Annotated in this window: 13 protein-coding genes and 1 pseudogene; 6 read left to right on the top strand and 8 right to left on the bottom strand. The window is 50.1% G+C overall.

Annotated elements, in window-relative coordinates; translation table 11 throughout:
• Positions 1-279 (top strand): annotated as a pseudogene (locus tag M891_RS25570) (transposase); the annotation flags it as partial.
• A 620-nt stretch (positions 280-899) separates the two neighbouring features.
• Here the strand turns inward: M891_RS25570 and M891_RS0113500 are convergent.
• The 5 genes from M891_RS0113500 to M891_RS0113475 form a co-directional block, all read right to left on the bottom strand.
• Positions 900-1,715 carry a response regulator transcription factor gene (locus M891_RS0113500; protein WP_232228342.1) on the bottom strand — a complete coding sequence of 272 codons (816 nt, stop codon included), beginning with the start codon at positions 1,713-1,715 and terminating at the stop codon, positions 900-902.
• Complete coding sequence (locus M891_RS0113495; RefSeq protein ID WP_016314224.1) at positions 1,697-2,086, bottom strand: Fur family transcriptional regulator; 390 nt, start codon at positions 2,084-2,086, stop codon at positions 1,697-1,699. The genes M891_RS0113500 and M891_RS0113495 overlap by 19 nt, the downstream gene beginning before the upstream one ends.
• A gap of 462 nt (positions 2,087-2,548) precedes the next feature.
• Complete coding sequence (locus M891_RS0113485) at positions 2,549-3,661, bottom strand: GerAB/ArcD/ProY family transporter (RefSeq protein ID WP_028539219.1); 1,113 nt, start codon at positions 3,659-3,661, stop codon at positions 2,549-2,551.
• Between the two features lie 15 nt (positions 3,662-3,676).
• The gene (locus M891_RS0113480) at positions 3,677-4,987 is read right to left on the bottom strand and encodes a Ger(x)C family spore germination protein (RefSeq protein ID WP_232228341.1); all 1,311 of its coding nucleotides are present in this window, start codon (positions 4,985-4,987) and stop codon (positions 3,677-3,679) included.
• Positions 4,875-6,629, bottom strand: coding sequence for a spore germination protein (locus tag M891_RS0113475; RefSeq protein WP_028539217.1), 1,755 nt, complete (start codon positions 6,627-6,629; stop codon positions 4,875-4,877). The genes M891_RS0113480 and M891_RS0113475 overlap by 113 nt, the downstream gene beginning before the upstream one ends.
• A gap of 187 nt (positions 6,630-6,816) precedes the next feature.
• Here M891_RS0113475 and M891_RS0113470 point away from each other — a divergent pair, with 187 nt between their 5' ends.
• The 4 genes from M891_RS0113470 (at position 6,817) to M891_RS0113455 (ending at position 10,524) form a co-directional block, all read left to right on the top strand.
• Positions 6,817-8,385 (top strand): FAD-dependent oxidoreductase, encoded by a 1,569-nt coding sequence (locus M891_RS0113470; RefSeq protein WP_028539216.1) that lies wholly within the window; start codon positions 6,817-6,819, stop codon positions 8,383-8,385.
• A 239-nt stretch (positions 8,386-8,624) separates the two neighbouring features.
• A complete protein-coding gene (locus tag M891_RS0113465; RefSeq protein ID WP_016314230.1) occupies positions 8,625-8,951 on the top strand; it encodes a PadR family transcriptional regulator in 327 nt (108 codons plus the stop codon).
• Positions 8,948-9,577 (top strand): HAAS signaling domain-containing protein, encoded by a 630-nt coding sequence (locus M891_RS0113460; RefSeq protein ID WP_028539215.1) that lies wholly within the window; start codon positions 8,948-8,950, stop codon positions 9,575-9,577. Before M891_RS0113465 ends, M891_RS0113460 begins: the two co-directional genes overlap by 4 nt.
• Positions 9,574-10,524 carry a DUF4097 family beta strand repeat-containing protein gene (locus tag M891_RS0113455; RefSeq protein WP_028539214.1) on the top strand — a complete coding sequence of 317 codons (951 nt, stop codon included), beginning with the start codon at positions 9,574-9,576 and terminating at the stop codon, positions 10,522-10,524. Before M891_RS0113460 ends, M891_RS0113455 begins: the two co-directional genes overlap by 4 nt.
• Positions 10,525-10,574: 50 nt before the next feature.
• Here the strand turns inward: M891_RS0113455 and M891_RS0113450 are convergent, their stop codons facing one another.
• The 3 genes from M891_RS0113450 to M891_RS0113440 form a co-directional block, all read right to left on the bottom strand.
• Positions 10,575-11,330 carry an amino acid ABC transporter ATP-binding protein gene (locus M891_RS0113450; RefSeq protein WP_016314233.1) on the bottom strand — a complete coding sequence of 252 codons (756 nt, stop codon included), beginning with the start codon at positions 11,328-11,330 and terminating at the stop codon, positions 10,575-10,577.
• Positions 11,331-11,345: 15 nt separating this feature from the next.
• Positions 11,346-12,014 carry an amino acid ABC transporter permease gene (locus tag M891_RS0113445; protein WP_016314234.1) on the bottom strand — a complete coding sequence of 223 codons (669 nt, stop codon included), beginning with the start codon at positions 12,012-12,014 and terminating at the stop codon, positions 11,346-11,348.
• Positions 12,015-12,077: 63 nt separating this feature from the next.
• The gene (locus M891_RS0113440) at positions 12,078-12,932 is read right to left on the bottom strand and encodes an amino acid ABC transporter substrate-binding protein (RefSeq protein WP_016314235.1); all 855 of its coding nucleotides are present in this window, start codon (positions 12,930-12,932) and stop codon (positions 12,078-12,080) included.
• 173 nt (positions 12,933-13,105) lie between these two features.
• On the opposite strand from M891_RS0113440, the gene M891_RS26080 reads away from it, so the two are divergent.
• Positions 13,106-13,291, top strand: coding sequence for an RAxF-45 family protein (locus tag M891_RS26080; protein ID WP_127576568.1), 186 nt, complete (start codon positions 13,106-13,108; stop codon positions 13,289-13,291).
• Positions 13,292-13,373: the final 82 nt, after the last annotated feature.

The following is a 13,373-nucleotide window of genomic DNA, read 5'->3' as shown; positions in this document are numbered from 1 at the left end:
CCTTTGGCATTTCGACTGTATTTGCCTTTGCGCAAAGAAGTTAGAGCGGCGTGGAATTCGCTGAAACGTACCTATGTTGCCTTGGGGCTAACCCATCTGCAAGCCTATTTGAATGAATACACCGTCCGCCGTTACCTACGCATGTCCTTTTCCGAGGAAGAAATGCGCCAAAACTTGCTGCAGATGTGCGTATCCATTCCAGCGATCCCTTACCGCCAGTTAATCAAACGCCATCTGAACGCACATCATCAGAAGCCATACTTTGCCGCAGCGGCGTAAAATTAATATGCTATCGAGATACGAGTGAGGATAATGAAGTGGCAATGAGACACTAGTGAGATGCTGGCTCAGGTGCTAGTGTGGTGCTGTAATGCTCGTGGACGGTTATACGATTGTGATCGTAGGGGCTAATGGGATACTTAATAGAAATTATTTTGAAGTTTATTAGACATTACTAGTGTTTGCTAGTACTTACTAGTGCTTGTTCGATGTTTATTCGATGCTTATTCGATGTTTATTCGATGCTTGTTCGATGCTTGTTCTTCTATTCTGATACTTAAATACTTATACTTGTTCTATATGATACATATTCAATACTCATTAGATACGAGTGGGTTGCTAATGGTATTTATAGAAGTCCTGACATGTTTATTGCCCTCTCTTCTCTTTCTTCCACACCACTAGCTGACTCAACGGGATAATCATCAAAAGAGGGGGGCGAAGAGAGAAGAGGCCAGGACCCCTGTCGAAACGTTCTCAACTCATAGTGATCCAACGGGATAATCATCAAAAGAAGAGGCGGGAAGATAGTCCGCTCCCCTATTCCCTTTCAACTAGAACACTGGGGACTAAAAAACCGTTTGTCGTCGGACAAACGGTTTTTTATAAATTGAGTGTGATTAATCCGCTAGACGGTAACCAACGCCGCGGACGGTGGTGATATAGGTCGGACGCGAGGCGTTGTCGCCGAGCTTCTTGCGTAGACTCTTGATATGCACGTCAACGACGTTGCTGCCGCCAAGAAATGTTGTTCCCCATACTTCGGACAGCAACTCTTCGCGGGACAGCACGGTACCTTCATGTTCCAGGAGCTTGATTAACAGCTCGAACTCCGTCTTAGTCAACTCAATTTTGATGCCGCCCCGGTACACTGTCATTTTCTTGCGATCGATCCACAAATCCTTGAAGATCGCCGGTGACGTGCCAGTAAGCAGCCGAGATGACAACGGACGAGGGCCGCTATTGCGAATAATTCGCTGGGCATGGTACACGATTTCGACCGGGCGGGCTGGCCAAACCAGAAGCTCTTGGTTTCTTAAGGCCGGATCGAGGTATTCGAGCATTGATTCTCTCACGAGCAACAAGGATGGGGTGCCCCCGGTTTCCTGTCCGACCAATGAACGGATTACCGCCGCGTCTTTATCCTCCTGATAGGAGGTCAGATCAAAGATCAGCAGATCTGCCGCCAAAGCGTTACGAATGCCCTGCTCCAAATGATGAAATACAAGGACATCAAAGCAGCTCTCCGACAACTCACGCACTAGTTCATGAACATCGCTCGGAAATGGGCTAATTAGAATGACCCGCTGTGTAACCGGGCAAGCTACTTTGCCTAATTCCAAACCCTCCGGCTCGGCCATTTCAACACTGGATGGGCTGCGAAAGGGGACGGTATGACCTGAAATTCCGTTTTGCATCACTTCTTCTGCTGACACTGTGGACACACCCCCCCAAATACGACATGTGCATGATGGACATCATATCCTGTTTCCTTAGCCACCGTACGGTACCATTCCTCCGGCACATTCGACATCACTTCATCCACGCGCCCGCAAACCTCGCACAAGATATGCTGATGATCGTCCAGCTTCGCATCATACCTGCTGGCTGCTTCGCCTAGTTTCAGTTCGCGAATCAATTCCTTCTCGGTTAAATACCGAAGTGAGTTATACACCGTACCATATGCAAAATTATACCCTTGCTCAACCAGACGGTTCATGACTTCCGCTGCTGTCGGATGGTCCTTGGCATTACGAACCACATCATATACCGCTTGGCGTTGGGTCGTTAAGTTTAAGGCTTTCATTTATCATCAATCCCTGCAGTTATTTTTAGAATTAGTATAAGTCTTGTTTTATGAAACGTCAATTCCTTTCCCCACTTCCTGCATGTTCCAACACGCTTTTACCCAATACTAAAGGATAGGTTACACTCATCATTTTACCGGGAGGAGCTGCATCTTATGCTGATACGAAAATATCTGACTGTCGTTGTCGTTGCGGCTTTTTCAATGGGTTATATCATATGTACGGATATCCTTGTTGGACTGCCATGGAATAACTTTTTAATTAACTGGGGCTACACCCTACCCGATCCTGCTGAACGGATTTGTGCTTATATACTGGTTCTGTTCCTGATTGTTCCGGACATCCTTCATTTCGTAGCCAGCAAACGAAAAGGAAACGAGCAAAACGCTGGCCATGTGCTTAGCTCGCAGCAAAACGAAGAGTCTTCGTCCACCTCAGCGGACAAAGACTCTTCGAAAACATCAGGAGATTCGGGTTCCGGATTTGCGACGGGTACGGAATCGGTAAATCAAGGCGGCTATAACCAGACCGGCGGGCAAAATAACATAAAATAATGGGTCCATGATATAGAGGACATCGCCACCTTTTTTGACATGTTCACTGTACGTTCGAGAGATCGTTATCGAAGTAAACAACACGATCAGGGCTAGTGGATAAAGGATCTTCCGATAAGGAATCTTGAACAGATCGGAAGCTCCGATCACTGCAGCATAGAAATAGATCGCGATTTTGAAAAAATCGCCGATAATCAGCACCATGACCACTAAAATATCCAGTCGTTGAATAAAGTCAGCAATGGAGGCTTTACCAACCAACGTTAGGAGCGGAAAGATGGATCTCTCGGCAATGTCTACGCCAAGGATAGAGATCGTAATCACTGCCGTTCCCGACAAAATCATCCCCGATAGCAACACAGACATCAATCCTGCCCGAACTCCCGCTTTTTTATTATTCAAATACGGCATCACCATAGTGATGCAAATAATCTCCGCAAACGGGAATTGGTAGTTTTGTCGATAAACGGATTTGAGTACGGGTTTAAACCCATCGCTAAGCACTGGGAGAATCCGAGTGAAATCGATGATTCCCGAGAACAACAGCATAAACAAGATGACGATCCCTATCACAAACACAATCCAAAGCAAAATAAACGCCGTGCGAGCTAACACCTCAATGCCCTTGTGCAGCACATAAACGACTGCCAGCATCATCACTGTATTAATGATGAACAGCGGAGTCTCTTTCAACGTAGAGACAAAAACCAAGAGCCCGCCATCCAACAAATCGCGGCTAGATTTGTTCATGTAAAACAAGATATAGGCCAGGCCGATGATCCCGCCCAAGTATTTTCCGAGCAGCAAACGCATGTATTGGGTAGGCAGCTTATCCGGAAATGTGATGTAGAGATACGCATACCCCATATAGAGCAGACACCCGATCAACATGCCGCATAACACGGCAATCCAGGCATCCTCGCGGGCTTCCATGCCCAAATTCACAACCAGGGCCGTCCCGAGTTGAAACAAAACAAGCAGGGCGAAAAGTTGTAGAGGACTTAGCTTCGTATTTTCCAAAGCGAATCCTGCCTCCTATTCTTTCTTCAAATTATATTTGAAGGAACGATCTCTCATCTGGGAATTGCGAATGATCGAATCAACCTGATATTCGACAGCGACCTTTGGAAAGATTTCGGACCATTGACTCTTCAATTGCTTCCATACTTTTGGGTGCTGGAGTTCGAGCGTCCGTCCGAAACATATAATGTCACTGTTCAGAGACTGAGCCTTTTGAACGGCAGCCTTAATGTTCTTCACGATTTCTTCGTTTACATCCTTTTCCATCTCATTCAAAGCTGCCGGGTCGCGCAAATCGACGGTGCCATCCATCTCCCGAACCGAGAGCTGGCTCATCACCTTCACAATAAAGACAGGATCTTCCCGGTCCTTCAGGATCGCCTGAATCGAAGTTTTACCTCTGTGAACATCCAGCGTAATCACGCCCTGATCGCCCGGCGTGATCACAATCGAAGTGTTCTGAAGCAAATTTCTGAGCCAGACAAACCCCTTGCTTTCCTGCTCATTGAGCCATCCCTTCATCTGATCCCCTTTAAACACTGCCAAATTGGACATGACCAGAAGACCAAGGTTATCTGTTGCTTCTAGGTTGCTTTTTTTCCGTACTTCTTCGACACTTCCTTCGATATCTACGCCGTTAATGACCGGCCCTGAGTTGGGCACGAGAACATCACGTATCAAATCATCCACCTCAACAGGATAATTAGCACCGAACTCTCGGGAGGATATTTCTGCTTTTTGAGCAAGCGTATACGCCGTGATTTTCCCCATGGGGGACAGCCCAGCAATCACGTCGAGCGCTCGGATTCCTTCTTTTGCCACAAAAACTTTGGCAGTGAGGCGAATATCTGAATCCCGGTCAAGAAAATCAAGGATATCCGATATTCCCTCGCGTGCCAGTTCCTCCGAGATCACCACAATGCGAACATGTGCGGTCGACATCAGCCGCGGCACCTGAATGGAAGCCTTGCGAATCGCCTCTATAATGGATCGTCCTTCGGCGGAGTAAACTGTCGTTGGAGTACCACCTCTGCCGATTTTTCCGGAAATCTCATCGGCAATAATCACTTGAAGGGACACCACATAATTGTTATTTCCGGGGCCGCGATCGATGCCAATCCCGGACACCACCGCACGTTGGTTTAACTCTTCCGCATCCCAGCACCCGGACAGGGGCAACATGACACACAGGATAACAAGCAACCCTATCCCTCTAATTCTCATATTGGTCTTCCTGCTTCCTTGATTCCGTTTTGTGTCCATTATGCTGTGAGTTCCCTTCATCTTGCTGAGCACGGCCTCCATCTTGCTGCGGATGGTTTTCATCTTTCTCTTTCTGTGAATGACTTCTATTTAGTGGGGAGTCGCCTTGACTCTCCTGTCCAGTATTCGACGACCCGCTGGAGTCGCCTGAAGACATCGGTTTGATTTCCCCGGTCTTCTTCACATCTTGCTGGCTTGAAGACATTAACGGTTTCCAGCCGTGCATCCAGATCGGCAGCCGCAGGATGGCATCCTTCTGAGCCTGTGGCACAAACGGGCTGAACGGCGACAAATAAGGTACACCAAACGACCGGATGCTGTTCATATGAGCGATAAGCATAATCAGCCCCAGCGTGATCCCGTAAAATCCAAATAAGCCAGCCAGCACGAGAAAAGAAAACCGAAACAGCCGCCCCGCAATGGACAAGTTATAGGAGGGCAAGGCGAAGCTTGCGATCCCTGTCAATGCGACGACAATAACCATGATCGGTGTGATGATCCCTGCCTCAACGACAGCCTGCCCGAGGATCAGTGCACCTACGATCGACACCGTTTGCCCGATCGCCCGCGGCATCCGTACCCCTGCCTCACGTAAAATCTCAAATACAACCTCCATAAAGATCGCCTCTACGAAAGCAGGAAACGGCACTCCCTCACGCTGAGCCATTAAGCTGACCAGCAGCAGCGTAGGGATCATCTCATAATGGAAGGTTGTTAAGGCAATATAAACCGCCGGACCCAGCAGCAAAATCACGAAGCAGATATAGCGAATGACACGCATCAGGATGCTGATGTCAAAACGCTGTGCGTAATCCTCCGGTGATTGCATGAACTGGGCAAACACGGTAGGCAGGATCAGGGTATACGGCGTACCATCGACGATAATAACCACTCGTCCTTCAAGCAAATTGCCTGCGGCAACATCCGGACGTTCCGTATTAAAAACCGTCGGAAATGGAGTAATGGTCTTATCCTGAATAAACTCCTCGATATATGCGGATTCCAGGATACCATCGATTTGAATCTGTTGGAGCCGCCGGCGAACTTCAGCGACTAAATTGGGGTCGGCACTGTTTTTCATGTACATCATGGCTACGTGGGTATGGGTAACGGAACCGATTTTCATCGACTCCAGCCAAAGATCTGGTGATTTAATGCGCCGCCGGATCAAGGAGATATTAGTCGCAATCGATTCCACGAAGCTGTCTTTCGGCCCGCGCACAACTAATTGCGAGGTTGGCTCGTTAACCGCTCTCCATTCCCCACCCGCTGTGCCGGAAATGATCGCCTGGTCACTGCCATCCACCAGCAGCACGGTGTCTCCCGATAGAGCAGCCAGCATGATGTCGTTCCATTCTTTCACGACCTGAGTCTCGCCTAAGGACAAAGCATCTTCGAGGATATATTGGATCAGTCGGTCGGGAGGATAAACGTTAACCTTCTCAGGATCCATCTCCATTAAAGGCTTGATCACGAAATTATTAATCGCTTGTTGGTCGCTGAGGGCATTCAAATATACGATGGCCGCCTTCACCGGTGCCGGAACAGGGCCGCCAAGCTTAAGCTGACGGATGACAATATCCGGGCTGTTTCCGGATTCCTCCATAATGCGGTCCAGCATTTGCTGCAAATCCCCAGTAATTCGTAGTTGTCTGTTGCTTTTGGTCTGCTGGCCGGAGCGGCCGCGGGATAAATGGCGCAGCATGATCAGCAACTCCTATTCTGTCTGCATCTCTCCTCTCCATTATTTGCTTTTCATTCCTTTTTCATGCGACATCGATCGACAGGAACTTCGGAGAATCCCCGGCGGTTTTTCTGCATCCAAGCGGGAAATAATGTATCCGAAACGGCTCCCAATTTACAGGAAAATCAGAAGACAGGAGGAAGCCTCAATGGAGGATATCCCATTTATGTCCGGCGGACTTCCGCGATTCCCCGAATCGCTGTGGCGCAAAACAACGCCGCTGCCGGACTTTAACAAGCTAACCGAAGACATCGAAACCGACGTTGCCGTGGTTGGCGCCGGGATCACCGGAATCACCACCGCCTATTTGTTGGTGCAAGCCGGTGTAAAGGTCGCGATTCTGGAAGCCGGCAAGGTACTGGATGGCACCACCGGGTACACTACTGCAAAGATCACGGCACAGCACGGCCTGATTTATGACAAGCTGATCCAACATTTTGGTGAGGAGGGAGCACGGCTGTATTTTGAGGCGAATGAAGAGGCGCTGCGTTGGATCGGCGAGACCGTCAAGGAGCGGAAGATCGAGTGTCAACTTCGTCAAGAGGATGCTTATCTGTATGCGGATTCGGACGAGCAGCTCCACCAGCTGGAAGCGGAGTGGCGGGCTTATGAACGCTTAGGTCTGCCGGGAGAATGGCGGGATACGATAGAATTGCCGCTGCAAGCCAGAGGGGCCGTCGTGATGAAAAATCAGGCCCAGTTCCATCCGCTTCAATACTTGAAGGAATTGCTGGCGTACGTCACTTCCCATGGAGGCGTAGTATATGAGAATACAACGCTAGAAGACGTTGCTGAACCGCAGCCAGATGGTCGGCTTCGCCTGACCACGGAAAACGGCCGTCACATCGTTTGCCGCCACGCGGTATCAGCCTCTCATTATCCGTTTTTTGACGGAAAAGGATGGTACTTCACCCGGCTGCATGCCGAACGCTCCTATGTTGTGGCCATTGAACCGGAGAAAGCCTATCCTGGCGGCATGTACATTAATTGCGGCTCCCCTACGCGCTCGCTCCGGTCCGCAGAGCTAAACGGAAAACCGGTGGTTCTCGTCGGCGGTGAATCACATAAGACGGGCAAAAACGACTGTACGATTCAGTCCTACGAAGCCCTGGAGAAATTCGGGCAGCAAACGCTCGGAATCAAATCGATCCCTTTCCGCTGGTCGGCGCAGGATCTAGTAACTCTCGATGGCGTCCCTTATATCGGGCGGATCACATCGAATCATCCGAATATATACGTCGCTACCGGCTTCTATAAATGGGGAATGACCACCAGCACGCTGTCTGCGATGCTGATCCGCGACCTTATTCTGGAGAAAGAGAACCGTTATGCCGAGTTGTTTACGCCATCCCGGTTCAAGGCCGATCCTTCAATTAAGCATTTCATCACCCAAAATGCGGACGTAGCTAAAGAGTTCGTCACAGGTAAAATCGAACTCGTCCACCTGAAGCCAGAGGATCTCGTTCCGGGGCAAGGCGGCGTCGTGAAGCACCATGGCAAACGTGCCGGAGCCTACCGCGACCAGGACGGCTTGCTCTATCTGGTGGATACGACCTGCACCCATATGGGCTGCGAGGTTAAATGGAACGAGGCGGAACGTTCCTGGGACTGCCCTTGCCACGGCTCCAGGTTCGATTACAAAGGTGAAGTAATCGAAGGGCCGGCAACCGAGGCGCTCCCTCGGCTTCACCGCCAACCCGAACAAGCCAAGAGCTGACTGCTTCTGACACTCTGCAATCTGACTTTGGGGAAATCGCACAAATCAAAGCGCATCTGTTCGTCCTATTCCCTTGAAAACCAAGGGCAAAAGGAACAGATGCCTTTTTTCATCCACTACCTTGCTTTAATCAGTACTGTGTGATATTATACTTTTCGTTAATACTAATCAATGTTCAGTACTAATGAAATTTCAACACATAACGTAATCCAATTCAGAGGAAACGAGGCGAAGCAGGTTTGGATATCAGCGTCCAATTCAAGAAAGGCGCCTTGGAGTTATGCGTGCTGGTATTAATCCAAGGCCGCGACCGGTACGGTTACGAGCTCGCCCAATCGGTATCCAAGCATATTGAGGTAGCCGAAGGGGCCTTGTACCCCCTGCTGCGTAGACTGGTCAATGAAGGTTATTGCACCACATACCTTAAAGAATCCACAGGCGGCCCCCCGCGCAAATACTACAAACTAACTCCTGAAGGCGAAGCATACACCCAGAAGCTGGTCGTTGAGTGGAGACAGTTCGTACACAATGTTTCAACCTTAATTGAGAAAGGAAGCCGTTTATGAATAAAAGCGAATTTTTGGCGAATCTCCGGGCGCATTTATCGGTTCTCCCGCCGGAGGAACAAAACGAATTGCTGGAGGATTATGAGGCCCACTTCGCTTTTGGTTTGCAAAGCGGACGGACGGAGCAAGAGATCGTGCTGGAGCTGGGGGACCCGGCGGAGCTAGCCAAAGAGGCTATTGACAACCGCTTCGTGCCCCAGGAGCATGTGTATTGGTTTGGCGGAGCAGAACCCGCTGCCGCACCAGGCGCAGCGATACCACCAACCGACGGTTATCCTAACAAGGCCGGTGTTCAGCACCGCAGCGCTTTTGCCAGTGTGATGGTTTACATCGGACTATTCTTTATCAATCTCATCGCTGTTCCGCTGCTGCTCTCCTTCTGGGCTGTCGTCGTCAGCTTCGCTGTGAGTGCGGCCGCCGGAATTTTAAGCCCCTTGCTCCTTGGGCTGGAGTATTTATGGCATGGGGACATTTTTAAAGCCAAAATATTTGCATCCATCGCTTACGTCGGGTTAGGCATCCTGCTTATCGTTGTCACTCGATATGCTTATAAGGGCATGCTCTGGCTCAGCATCGCTTACTTGCGTTGGAATGTTCGGATCGCGAAAGGGGATCAACAAGCATGAATACAAAGAAATGGTCACTCCTAGGAGTGTTGCTGATTTTGATCGGCTTGGCCGGCATGGCTTACCAGCATTTCGATTTCGGCGATGAACTGCCGTCCTATCAGCAGAAGTGGACGTTTGAACAGGGCGGGTTACAGAATCTGCTCATCGACAGTGATTATGACGTGGAATTGGAGTTTATCGATAGTCCTGACGGGACGAACTACGTGGAAATCAACGGCAAAATGAATCAGAAGACGATCGATGCGGTGAAAGCGGCTCAAATCTCAGCAGGGACACTGAAGCTGGATCTAGAAGATAAGTTCGAATGGACCTTCTTCTCAATCAATTTCCAGTCCACCAAACAACGAATTACCGTTGCACTGAACGACAAAGATGAATTGGATCGGATCGACTTCGAGTCAGACTCAAGCAATGGGACGTTCCGCGGTCTTCGCGCTGGTGAAATCGATTTGTCGATTGACTCAGGGAATCTCCGTGTGGAGAACCTCAAGGGGAATGAGATTCATCTCGAATCCTCCTCGGGGAACGTTACGGCCGAAAACATCCAAGGGAATACGGAAATTCAATTAGACTCCGGGAATATTCGTGTAGAACAATTGGAGGGGAATTTGACCGCGAAGTCGAGCTCCGGCAACATCACCGCCAACCAGGTTAAGGGGACCGTCAAAGTATCGTCCAGCTCTGGAGATATCCGGTTTCATCGTTTTACAGGTGATGGCAGCTTCAAGGCAAGTTCGGGGAACATCACCTTGTCGGAGCAACGCTCAGACAATTTGGACATCTCTGTAGACTCAGGGAATGCAACACTGTCCGTCGATGCGGAATTTAAAGGATTTTATGACCTGCAATCACGCTCCGGCAATACTAGCGCGCCGGATTCACCGCGGCAGACGCAAGACTTGATCAAGATCCGGGCGGAATCCGGGAATATTCGCATTCGCTAGAAATACAGAAGAGCGGTCAGAGTTCATAGCAACTCCGGCCGCTCTTCTGTTTATTCGATTTCCCGTTGGGTAATTCGGTTTAGGAAAGAACGGGCCCGATCACTGGACGGATGATTCAGCACCTGGTCCGGCGTTCCCGATTCGATGATGTTCCCCTCGTCCATGAGCACGACCCGGTCGGCAACCTCAGCGGCGAACTTCATTTCATGGGTCACGACCACCATCGTCCGGCCCTCCTGGGCCAGCTCCTTCATCACCTTCAGCACCTCACCGACCAGCTCGGGGTCCAGCGCGGAGGTCGGCTCGTCAAAGAGCAGCACGTCCGGGCTCATGGCCATCGCCCGGGCAATCCCGACTCGCTGCTGTTGCCCGCCTGACAGCTGATGCGGATAGAAATCCGCTCGGTCACCGAGACCCACCTTATTTAGCAGCTCCAAAGCAACCCGGCGGGCTTCCTCTTTACTCTTCTTCAACACTTGAACCTGGGCTTCCATCACGTTCTGGAGCGCCGTCATATGCGGGAACAAATAATACGCCTGGAACACCATGCCCGTCTTCTTGCGCAGCGCCAGCACTTCGCTAGTCTTCGGCTTCCGACCATCGCCAAATTCCAGCTGAACGTCGCTGATACGAATTGTTCCTCGGGTTGGGACTTCCAGCAGGTTCAAGCAACGCAGCAAGGTCGTCTTCCCCGACCCGGAAGGCCCAATGATGACCAGAACCTTGCCCTGCTCGACCTCGAGATTGACCCCCTTGAGAACCTCCTGGGTACCAAATGACTTGTGTAACTCGCGAATTTCGATCATGATGGTTGGGCCTCCTTACCGGGCGGTGAAGCGGTCCAGCCGCTTCTCCAGTCGATTTTGCAGCGCCGATAGGATGGTGCTGAAGATCAAATAGATGACGCCCGCTTCCGAATAAACAATCAGCGGTTCATAGGTCGTTGACGTGATTTGTTGGGCGGTACGGAACATCTCGGTGTACGTCACGGTAGCGGCTAACGACGTATCTTTAACCAGGCTGATAAATGAGTTGGCCAGCGGCGGCACCGATACCCGTGCTGCTTGCGGCAGGATGATCCGCCGCAGCGCCTGCAGCCGTGTCATTCCCAGCGAATACGCCGCTTCCCATTGACCTGCATGGATCGACAAGATCGCAGCCCGCACAATTTCCGACCCGTACGCACCAACGCTAAGCGTAAATCCGATCACCGCTGCCGGAAACGGATCGAGAACAATTCCTATGGACGGAAGACCGTAAAAGATGATGAATAACTGCACCAATAGCGGCGTCCCGCGGATGATCCATACATAAAATCTAGCTAGCTGCCGCAGCGGCCCAAAGCTGGACAACCGCGCAAGCGCGGTCAGGACAGCTACAACCAATCCTAATGCAAACGTAATTAACGTCAGCGGAACCGTAAAAGCCACCCCCGCTTTCAGCAGGGGAACAAACGAATCTACGATAATATTCCAAATACGTTCATCCATCGCTCAAGCATCCTTTTCGGAAGGAAACGGCCCTCACGGGCCGTCTCCAATGATTTATACAACTTATTTCGAAACATCTTCGCCGAAGTATTTCTCCGAGATTTTCAAGTAAGTTCCGTCCGCTTTCATCGCAGCCAGTGCCTCATTCACTGCCTGCACCAGCTCCTCGTTGCCTTTGTTAAACAAGGCCGCACTCTCTGCCGCTTCCGGCATTTCGTCAACCACTTTCAACTTCACGTCGGGTCTTTGCTTCTTGAGATCCAAGAAGGATAGACCGTCATTAACCGTCGCGTCGATCCGTTTAGAAAGCAGCAGATCGATGGCTTGGTTAAATCCTTCCGTTGCAACGATCTCCGCGCCGTTCTCTCTGGCGATATCCGTCAGGTTACTTGTCAGCGATTGACCCGCCTTCTTCCCTTTCAGATCGGCGAAGGTTTTGATGTCCTCGTTATCTTCATGTACGATCAGCACAGCACGGGAAACGATGTAAGGATCAGAAAAGTCGTACTTTTCCTTGCGGTCATCGCGAATCGTTACTTCGTTAAATACCGCATCAAACCGTTTCGCATCCAGTCCGGCTAAAAGGCCGTCCCACGGCGTCTCAATAAACTCAGCTTCCACCCCCAGACGTTTTGCAACTTCTTCTGCGATTTCGACGTCAAAGCCCGTCAGCTTGCCATCCTTATCATGGAACGTGAACGGTGCATAAGTTCCTTCCGTGCCGATCCGCAGCTTGCCGCTGGCTTTGACAGCTTCCGGCAAATTTTGCCCCGCTGGCTGCTCGTTGGCTGCATTTCCTGCGCTGCCTTGGTTCGCACCGGCGTTGTCTGCCGCTTGATTGTTTGTATTGTTATTACCGCAAGCTGCAACCAGCACCGTCAGCACCAGTGTTAACAGCAGTAAACTCCATTTCTTCATTGAATTCATCCCCCGTCTATCTTTTTAATTCCCTATAATTCACTAGGTTTAATTGAATATTACACACTTCGCCATAGATCGTCAAATGTTTTTTCATCCTACTTTTTTAGCCTGCGGTGCCCTTAGTATGTCCAACTAATATCACCTTGATTTCCCATAAATGAACGAATATAATGTGGGTAACTATTTTGGTGAAGGAGGTGGGTAGAGTGGATCGCAAATTTGCGTGGAATCGAGTAGGCCAACTGCCGGTGGCAATGTTTGGCATTATTCATGCAACAGCCAACAACGGGAGAAGTCTGTCCATTTTTGGAAACTCGATATCCAAACCAAATTGCGAAATGCCGCTCCTACCCTAACCTCACTTACGCGTGAGCTTTGAAGGCAGCAGGATTTCCTGCTGCCTTCTTTTTTTGTAGGATCGGCATGGGAATAAAGGAG

Source organism: Paenibacillus sp. J14 (genome assembly GCF_000518465.1).
Taxonomy (GTDB): Bacteria; Bacillota; Bacilli; order Paenibacillales; family Paenibacillaceae; genus Fontibacillus; species Fontibacillus barengoltzii.
The sequence above is the reverse complement of the archived record's forward strand: the minus strand, read 5'-3'. Positions and strand labels throughout refer to the sequence as shown.

Bases quoted from the DNA above. Each gene is read 5' to 3' on its own strand.
- M891_RS0113495 (WP_016314224.1), bottom strand. From the start codon at position 2,086: ATGAAAGCCTTAAACTTAACGACCCAACGCCAAGCGGTATATGATGTG.
- M891_RS0113445 (WP_016314234.1), bottom strand. From the start codon at position 12,014: ATGGATGAACGTATTTGGAATATTATCGTAGATTCGTTTGTTCCCCTG.
- M891_RS0113480 (WP_232228341.1), bottom strand. From the start codon at position 4,987: ATGAAAACCATCCGCAGCAAGATGGAGGCCGTGCTCAGCAAGATGAAG.
- M891_RS0113470 (WP_028539216.1), top strand. From the start codon at position 6,817: ATGGAGGATATCCCATTTATGTCCGGCGGACTTCCGCGATTCCCCGAA.
- M891_RS0113455 (WP_028539214.1), top strand. From the start codon at position 9,574: ATGAATACAAAGAAATGGTCACTCCTAGGAGTGTTGCTGATTTTGATC.
- M891_RS0113460 (WP_028539215.1), top strand. From the start codon at position 8,948: ATGAATAAAAGCGAATTTTTGGCGAATCTCCGGGCGCATTTATCGGTT.
- M891_RS0113475 (WP_028539217.1), bottom strand. From the start codon at position 6,629: ATGCTGCGCCATTTATCCCGCGGCCGCTCCGGCCAGCAGACCAAAAGC.
- M891_RS26080 (WP_127576568.1), top strand. From the start codon at position 13,106: ATGTGGGTAACTATTTTGGTGAAGGAGGTGGGTAGAGTGGATCGCAAA.
- M891_RS0113450 (WP_016314233.1), bottom strand. From the start codon at position 11,330: ATGATCGAAATTCGCGAGTTACACAAGTCATTTGGTACCCAGGAGGTT.
- M891_RS0113440 (WP_016314235.1), bottom strand. From the start codon at position 12,932: ATGAAGAAATGGAGTTTACTGCTGTTAACACTGGTGCTGACGGTGCTG.